Below are 8,206 nucleotides of genomic sequence, written 5' to 3' on the forward strand. Positions count from 1 at the left end.
GGGGCGTGGACGGTCCCGGCCTGGACGACACGGTTCCCGCGGGCACCCCGATCCCAGGGGTGCTCCGCGAGGCCGGGTCTTTGCCCGGGGGGCCGTTGCGCGAGCGGGCGGTGGACATCGCGCTCGGCCGCGACGACGCCGCCCCGCTCGACGCCTTCCTGACGGAGACCGACACCGCCCGCGCGCTGGCCGCCTGGTTCGGTCCGGAATCGCCCTTCCTGAGGGCGACGCCGGACCGCATCCGCGCAGCCATCGACCGCGACATCGCCCGCATCGACGAGCTGCTGTCGGACCAGGTCAACGCCATCCTGCACCACCGCCGCTTCCAGCGGCTGGAGGCGTCCTGGCGCGGGGTGGCCTTCCTGACCGGACAGGTCGAGGGGATGGAGGACGTGATCATCCGCGTCCTCAATGCCGGCTGGGCCGAGCTCTCCCGTGACTTCGAACGCGCCATCGAGTTCGACCAGAGCCAGCTCTTCCAGAAGATCTACAGCGAGGAGTTCGGCATGCCGGGCGGGCTTCCGTACGGCGTGCTGGTCTGCGACTACGCGGTCACCCACAAGCCGACGAAGGAACGGCCGACCGACGACATCGCCTGCCTGAAGGGCCTGTCGCAGGTGGCCGCCGCCGCCTTCGCCCCGGCCATCGTCGGCGCCGATCCGGCGCTGTTCGGGCTGGAGACCTTCCGCGAGATGGGTCTGCCCATCGACCTGAAGACCGCCTTCCGGCACGCCGAGTACCAGCGCTGGCAGCGTTTCCAGCAGAGCGAGGACGCCCGCTTCCTGGGCATCGTGCTGCCGCGCGTGCTGATGCGCCCGCCCTACCCCGACAACGCCAGCACCCGCTTCGGCTTCCGCTACCGCGAGAACGCCGGCGGCATGCGGCTGGAGGAGCATTGCTGGGGCAACGCCGTCTACGCCTTCTGCTCGGTGCTGGTGCGCGCCTACGCGCAGTACGGCTGGTTCGCCGACATCCGCGGGGCGCAGCGCGACGTGGTCGGCGGCGGGCTGGTGGACGGGCTGCCGGTGCCGTGGTTCGCCACCGACGAGCCGGAGCTGGCGCTGAAGTTCGGCGCCGAGGTCGCCATCTCCGACCGGCTGGAGAAGGACCTGGACGACCTCGGCTTCGTGTCGCTCAACCGCTGCAAGGACACGCCCTTCCTGGTCTTCTACGGCAACCAGTCGGTGCAGCGCACCCAGACCTACGACACGCTGGCCGCCACCGCCAACGCCAAGCTGTCGTCGATGCTGCGCTACATGTTCTGCATCGCCCGCTTCGCCCATTACCTGAAGGTGCAGGTGCGCGACCGCGTCGGCTCCTTCATCACGCCGGAGAAGTGCGAGCAGGACCTGCAGAAGTGGCTGCACGGCTTCTGCCTCGGCAACGACGACGCCTCCATCCACCAGAAGGCCCGCTACCCCCTGCGCGAGGCCTGGGTGCAGGTGCGCGAGAGTCCGGGCAAGCCCGGCAACTACCTCTGCATCATCCACCTCCGACCGCATTTCCAGCTCGATCAGGTCTTCTCGACCTTCAAGCTGGTGACCGAACTGGCCCAGACCTCGCCCGGTTGAGACGCCCCGGCCAAAACGGGGACAAAGGAGACGAACCATGAGCGAAACGCCCGCACAGCTCTATCAGGCCGGCCGCCTGACCGACGCCATCCAGGCGATCAACGGCCAGCTCCGCTCCAAGCCCACCGACGCCGACCTGCGCGTCTTCCTGGCCGAGCTGCTGAGCTTCAGCGGCAACCTGGAGCGGGCCGACCTGCAGCTCGACACCACCGGCACCCAGCAGCCGCAGGTGGCGCTGACCATCGCGCTGTTCCGCCAGCTCATCCGCGCCGACCAGGCGCGCCACCAGCTCTACGCCGACGGCCGCGTGCCGGAATTCCTCGACGGCGACCAGCCCGAGCATCTGCGGCTGCATCTGGAGGCGTTCCTGCTGCTGCGCGAGGGCAAGGCGGAGGAGGCCGCCGCGGCGCTGGCCAAGGCCGAGGACCTGCGCCCGCCGCTGGCGGGATCCCACGACGACATTCCCTTCGACGACTTCCGCGACCTGGACGACCTGACCGGCGGCCTGTTCGAGGTGCTGACCAGCACCGGCAAATATTACTGGATCCCGGCCGAGCGGGTCGAGCTGATCGAGTTCCACAAGCCCGAGCGCCCGCGCGACCTGCTGTGGCGGCGCGCCCACATGGTGGTGCGCGACGGCCCCGACGGCGAGGTCTTCCTGCCCGCCGTCTACGCCGGCGCCGCCGCCGACGCCCCCGACGCCGTGAAGCTCGGCCGCATCACCGAATGGTCGGAGACCGTTCCGGTGCGCGGCAGCGGCCAGCGCTGCTTCCTGATCGGCGAGGAGTGCGTGCCGATCATGCAGCTCGGCACGCTGACCTTCCAGAAGGCGTCGTGAGGGTTGCCCCTCTCCCGCCTCCGGCGGGGGAGGGAATCGGGCACAGGACTTGATCGGGCGGATGCGCCATGAACGGCATCGAGAAAGGCCAGCCGTTGACTCTGTCGGTCTTCGACCGGCTGATCGACGACAACCCCGACAGCGCGCGCGATCCGGCGCCGGCGCGGGCGCAGACCTTGGCCGATCTGCGCGGCGCCATCCGCCGCGACCTGGAGGATCTGCTGAACACCCGCCGCCGCGTGGTGGGTTGGCCCGACGACCTGACGGAGCTGGAAAGCTCCGTGCTCAACTACGGGGTGCCGGACATCCTGGCCGAGAATCTCGCCACCGAGACGCGGCGGCGCGAGGTGGTGGCGCAGATGGAGACGGCGATCCGGCGCTGGGAGCCGCGCTTCCTGCGGCTGTCGGTCTCGCTGCTGGAGAACAGCGACCAGACCGACCGCACCCTGCGCTTCCGCATCGAGGCGATGATCCGCGCCGATCCGGCCCCCGAACCGCTGGTCTTCGACAGCGTCGTCGACCCCACATCCAACGTCGTGAGCGTGACGAGCAAGGCCCGTGGCTGACAAGCTCCTCCCCTACTACAACCGGGAACTGACCTTCCTCCGCCGCATGTCGGGGGAGTTCGCGGAGGCGCACCCGAAGATCGCCGGGCGCCTGCGCCTGTCCGCCGACGCCATCGAGGACCCGCATGTCAGCCGGCTGATCGAGGGCGTCGCCTTCCTCAACGCCCGCATCGCCGCCAAGCTCGACGACGACTACCCGGAGCTGGTGGACGCGCTGCTCGACGTGCTCTACCCGCACTATCTGGCGCCCGTCCCGTCGATGTCGGTGGTGCAGTTCCGCGGCCAGCCGGACCTCACCGGCCCCTACACGGTGCCGGTCGGCACCGAGCTGGAGAGCGAGGCGCTGAAGGGCGAGAGCTGCCGCTTCCGCACCACCTACCCGGCGACGCTGTGGCCGGTCACGCTGGAGCAGGCGGTGCTGACCGGCCGCCCGCTGGTGGCCCCGCCCAACCGCCGGGCGGCCGACGCGGTGGCGTCGCTGCGGCTGACGCTGCGCTGCCAGGCCGACGACATGCGGTTCGACCAGCTCCAGCCGGACGGGCTGCGCTTCTTCCTGCGCGGCCAGCCGCAGCAGGTCTATCCGCTGTACGAGATGATCTTCAACAACACGGTGTCGGTGGCGCTGGCCGACGGCGCCAACGACCCCAACCCGGTCATCCTCGGCCCCGACTGCCTCCGGCCGGTGGGGTTCGGGGCGGACGAGGGGATGCTGCCCTACCCCGCCCGCAGCCACATCGGCTACCGGCTGCTGACCGAGTTCTTCGCGTTCCCCGAGAAGTTCCTGTTCTTCGATCTGACCGGCCTGTCGGCCAAGACGCTGATGAAGGCCGGCAACCGGATGGAGGTCTTCCTCTATCTGAACCGCGCCAACGGCGAGCTGGAGCGCTCGATCTCGGCGGAGAATTTCGCCATGGGCTGCGCGCCGGTGGTGAACCTGTTCCGCCAGCGGGCCGAGCCGATCGCGCTGACCCAGACCACCTACGAGTACCGCGTGGTGCCCGACGTGCGCCGCCAGGGCGCCATGGAGGTCTATGCGGTCACCGACGTGCGGGCCACCGACGGCGAGGGCAAGGAAAGCCGGTTCCTGCCCTTCTACGGCCTGCGCCACGGCGGGCAGGACGCGGCGGCCAGCCGTTTCTGGATCGGCGCGCGACGCCCGGCCGGCTTCCGCGACGCCGGGACGGAAGTCTTCCTGTCGCTCTACGACATCGACTTCAACCCGACCTCGCCGGCGGATTCGGTGCTGTCGGTGGACACGCTGTGCCTGAACCGCGACCTGCCGGCGCAGCTCCCCTACGGCGGCGGGCACCCGCACCTCAAGCTGGTGCAGGGCGCGTCGGCGGTGAAGTCGGTGTCCTGCGTCACCCCGCCGACGCCGACGCTGCGGCTGTCCGAACGCGACGGCCACCGCTGGCGGCTGGTCTCCCACCTGCTGCTCAACCACCTGACCATCGGCGGCGGCGACCAGGGGGTGGAGGCGTTGCGCGAGATCCTGCGCCTCTACGACTTCCGGGATTCGGCGGAGACGCGGGCGTTGATCGACGGGGTGACCGCGGTGTCCACCAGCCGCATCGCGGCGCGCGCGCCGTCGCGTCCGGGGGATGTGCCCTGGGGCGACGCCGTGTGCCGCGGCACCGCGGTGACCATGGAATTCGACCCGGCGCGCTTCGCCGGCGGCGGGCTGTTCCTGCTGGCCATGGTGCTCGACCGCTTCCTCGCCCTCACCTGCTCCATCAACTCGTTCACGCGGCTGACCGCCACGGTCAAGGGCCGCCCCGGAGTGCTGCGCACATGGCCCCCCCGCGCCGGCGATCGCCCGCTTCTGTGATCGACCGCCTGTTCCGGGACCCCCGCCGCTTCGAGTTCTTCCAGGCGGTGCGGCTCCTGGAATGGCAGGCGGCCCGCGACCAGCGCGACTTGCGGCTGGAGCCGCGCAAACCCGTGGGGCGCGACCACGACCCGCGGCGCGAGGTGGTGCGTCTCGCCACCGAGCCGTCGCTGACCTTTCCCGGCAACGAGATCGCCACGGCCGAGGCGCCGGCGGGCGGCAAGCCGGGCACGCTGACCGTCACCTTCCTGGGGCTGGTCGGGCCGGTGGGGGTGCTGCCGCAGCACTACACCGAGCATGTCATCCGCGCGCTGCGCCAGCGATCGCGATCGCTGCGCGACTTCCTCGACCTGTTCCACCACCGCAGCCTGTCGCTGTTTTACCGCGCCTGGGCCAAGTACCGGCTGCCCGTCGCCTACGAACGCATGCCGGAGCGCAGCAACGGCCACGCCGCGGACCCGGTGACCACCGCGGTCGCCGCCTTCGCCGGTGTCGCCACCCCCGGCCTGCAGCACCGGCTGGCGGTGGAGGACAGCACGCTCCTGCATTACGCCGGGCTGCTGTCGGGCGAGGTGCGGTCGGCCACCGGCCTGCAATCCATGCTGTCCGACTTCCTCGGCCGCCCGGTCGCCATCGACACCTTCGTCGGCGGCTGGCTGACCATCGCGCCGGAAGGGCAGAGCCGCCTGCCCACCGCCGACGAACCCATGGGGCAATATTGCCGGCTGGGTTTCGACAGCGTGGCCGGCGAGCGCGCCTGGGACGTGCAGGGCCGCTTCCGCATCCGCGTCGGCCCGCTCGACCTGCCGACCTTCGCCGCCTTCATGCCGGAGGGGCGGGACATGGCGCGGCTCCGCGACCTCGTGCGCTTCGCCGTCGGGCCGGAGCTGGATTTCGACGTCGAGGTGACGCTGGCCGCCGCGTCGGTGCCGCAATGCCGGCTGGCCGACGGTGCCGACGACGACACCAACGTCGGGCTGGAATCGCGGCTGGGCTGGAACAGCTGGCTGATGCACGGCCCCAGTCCGGAGGACCGCAAGGACGCGGTGTTCCCGACCCGCGATCTGTGACGCCCGTCCACCAACACCCGCAAGCCCGAGGACATCATGAGCGACTGGAGCGCCGGCTATGTGTCGGACATCGAATATCTCCCCGGCTTCTACCGCGAGCAGGGGCCGGCGCATCTGCACCTGACCTGCCTGATCAACGGGATCGAGCCGCCGGACCAGTCGCAGGGCTTCGATTATTGCGAGCTGGGATGCGGCACCGGGGTCACGGTCAGCCTGCTGGCGGCGGCCAACCCCAAGGGCCGCTTCCACGCCATCGACTTCCACCCCGCGCACATCGCGCGGGCCCGCGCCTTCGCGGCCAGCGCCGGGCTCGACAACATCACCTTCCACGAGGCGAGCTTCGAGGAGATGGCGGCCGGGGCCGGGCCGGCGCTGCCGCAGTTCGACTTCGTGACGCTGCACGGCGTCTATTCCTGGGTGAGTGCCGAGAACCGGCGGGCGATCACGCGCTTCCTGCGCACGGCGGTGAAGCCGGGTGGTCTGGTCTATGTCAGCTACAACGCGCAGCCCGGCTGGACCGCCATGATGCCGCTGCAGCGGCTGCTGTACGAGTTCGGCAACCTGGTGCACGACCGCAGCGACCGGCAGGTTTCCGCCGCGCTGGACTTCGCCGAAAAGCTGCAGAAGGCGGGCGCCCGGGTGGTCGGCGAGGAGGGCATCGTCCAGAAGCTGCGCGGCGAGAACAAGGCCCAGGGCGGCGAGGACCAGCTCGTCTATCTCGCCCACGAGTATCTGAACGGGAGCTGGCAGCCGCTCTACCATGTCGACGTGGCGCGCGAGATGGCGGACGCCAAGCTGGTCTTCGTCGGGTCCGGCACGGTGTTCGAGAACTACCCGGAGCTGGCCCTGACGCCGGAGCAGCGGGAGGTGCTGGCGACCGTGCCGGTGCCGTCGCTGCGCGAGACCTTCAAGGACTACTGCGTCGGCCGCCCCTTCCGCCGCGACCTGTATGTGCGCGGGGCGCGGCGCCTGTCCGCCCACCGGCGCGACGAGCTGCTGCGCGCCATGGGGCTGGCGATGACCGTGCCGCCGGCCGACGCGCGCACCACCATCAAGGTGCCGCTGGGCGAGGCGGAGATGGAGAAGGCGCATTACCTGCCGATCCTGGCCGCCCTGTCGGAGGGGCCGCGCAGCATCGGCGCGCTGCTCGACCTGCCGGTGCTGCGCGAGACCAAGGCCAGCCTGACCCCGGTGGAGGTGGCCGGCATGCTCGTCGGCTCGCAGCAGGCCGTCCCGGCCCTGGATCTGGCGGCGACCGGCGACGCGCCGCTGCCGTCGGTGCTGCGCTTCAACCGCGTGCAGGCGGCGGAGGTGGCCGCGGCGGCGCGGCGCAAGATGTCCTGCATGGCGACCGGGGTGGCCGGGTCGGGGCTGCATGTGTCGATGATGGAGGTGCTGCTGTATGACGGGCTGGCTGCCGGCCTGCCGGCCGAGCTGGAGCCGCTGGTCAACCACGCGCTGGGGCGCATCCTCGGCAGCGGCGAATCGCTGGTGCGCGACGGGGTGACGCTGGAGGGGGCGGAGCAGAACCGCGCCGCCATCGCCGACAGCCTCGGCTGGTGCCTGGAGCACAGCCTCCCCGTTTGGAAGCGGCTCCGGATGATCTGAAACGATAATTGGCGCACGTGAATAATTTGAAGTTGTGCGCCTCCTTGTATGTCCCGGCTGAAATAAGGACGGTGAACGAAGGTTCGCACAACAAGAATTCATTGACGCAGGGCCGCCTTCATGCCACATGATCATTGCGGGACAACGAATCACCGCAGAGTCGGTCAAGGAGACGGCCCATGGCCATTTACGTGAAGTACGAAGGCATCGACGGCGAGGCGACGCACCAGGAGCACAAGAAGTGGCTCGATGTGGGCTCGCTGCAGTGGGGCGTCGGGCGTGCGATCAGCACGCCGTCGGGGTCGACCGCCAACCGCGAGGCGTCGGAGCCTTCGGTCTCGGAAGTGACCATCACCAAGCTGATGGACTCCTCCTCGCCGAAATTCTTCACCGAGGCCTGCACCGGCGCCATCGGCAAGACGGTGAAGATCGACCTCGTCACCACCGGCAGCCCCGGCACCACCTACGCCACCTACACCCTGACCAACGCGCTGGTCTCGGCCTACTCCATGTCGTCGGGCGGTGACCGGCCGTCGGAGAGCATCTCGATCTCCTTCACCAAGCTCGAGTTCAAGTTCACCCCCTACGACGACAAGAACAAGGCCGGTACGCCGACCACGGTGTCCTACGACATCTCCACCACCAAGTCCGCCTGACGCGCCCTCGCGCGACACGGACCACGTCGCAGAACCCCCGGCCGGGCCCCCGCCCGCGCCGGGGGTTCT

Annotated in this window: 7 protein-coding genes; all 7 read left to right on the top strand. The window is 70.1% G+C overall.

Features of this window, described 5'->3' with window-relative positions:
- Positions 1 to 5 precede the first annotated feature (5 nt).
- Positions 6 to 1,571: a type VI secretion system contractile sheath large subunit gene (gene tssC / locus HL658_RS34040; RefSeq protein ID WP_343055419.1), complete on the top strand. Its 1,566-nt coding sequence runs from the start codon at positions 6 to 8 to the stop codon at positions 1,569 to 1,571.
- A 37-nt stretch (positions 1,572 to 1,608) separates the two neighbouring features.
- A complete protein-coding gene (locus tag HL658_RS34045; protein ID WP_180286706.1) occupies positions 1,609 to 2,409 on the top strand; it encodes a type VI secretion system accessory protein TagJ in 801 nt (266 codons plus the stop codon).
- Positions 2,410 to 2,477: 68 nt separating this feature from the next.
- Positions 2,478 to 2,975: a type VI secretion system baseplate subunit TssE gene (gene tssE, locus HL658_RS34050; RefSeq protein ID WP_196242428.1), complete on the top strand. Its 498-nt coding sequence runs from the start codon at positions 2,478 to 2,480 to the stop codon at positions 2,973 to 2,975.
- A complete protein-coding gene (tssF, locus tag HL658_RS34055; protein WP_180286705.1) occupies positions 2,968 to 4,803 on the top strand; it encodes a type VI secretion system baseplate subunit TssF in 1,836 nt (611 codons plus the stop codon). Before tssE ends, tssF begins: the two co-directional genes overlap by 8 nt.
- Entirely contained in the window at positions 4,767 to 5,873 is a 1,107-nt protein-coding gene (gene tssG / locus HL658_RS34060) for a type VI secretion system baseplate subunit TssG (RefSeq protein ID WP_180286704.1), read from the top strand. The genes tssF and tssG overlap by 37 nt, the downstream gene beginning before the upstream one ends.
- A gap of 36 nt (positions 5,874 to 5,909) precedes the next feature.
- On the top strand, positions 5,910 to 7,481 hold the full coding sequence (locus HL658_RS34065; RefSeq protein ID WP_180286703.1) for a class I SAM-dependent methyltransferase: 1,572 nt from the start codon (positions 5,910 to 5,912) through the stop codon (positions 7,479 to 7,481).
- A gap of 179 nt (positions 7,482 to 7,660) precedes the next feature.
- Entirely contained in the window at positions 7,661 to 8,137 is a 477-nt protein-coding gene (locus tag HL658_RS34070; protein WP_180286702.1) for an Hcp family type VI secretion system effector, read from the top strand.
- The last annotated feature ends 69 nt before the right edge of the window (positions 8,138 to 8,206 follow it).

The organism is Azospirillum oleiclasticum (genome assembly GCF_013423485.1).
GTDB lineage: Bacteria > Pseudomonadota > Alphaproteobacteria > Azospirillales > Azospirillaceae > Azospirillum > Azospirillum oleiclasticum.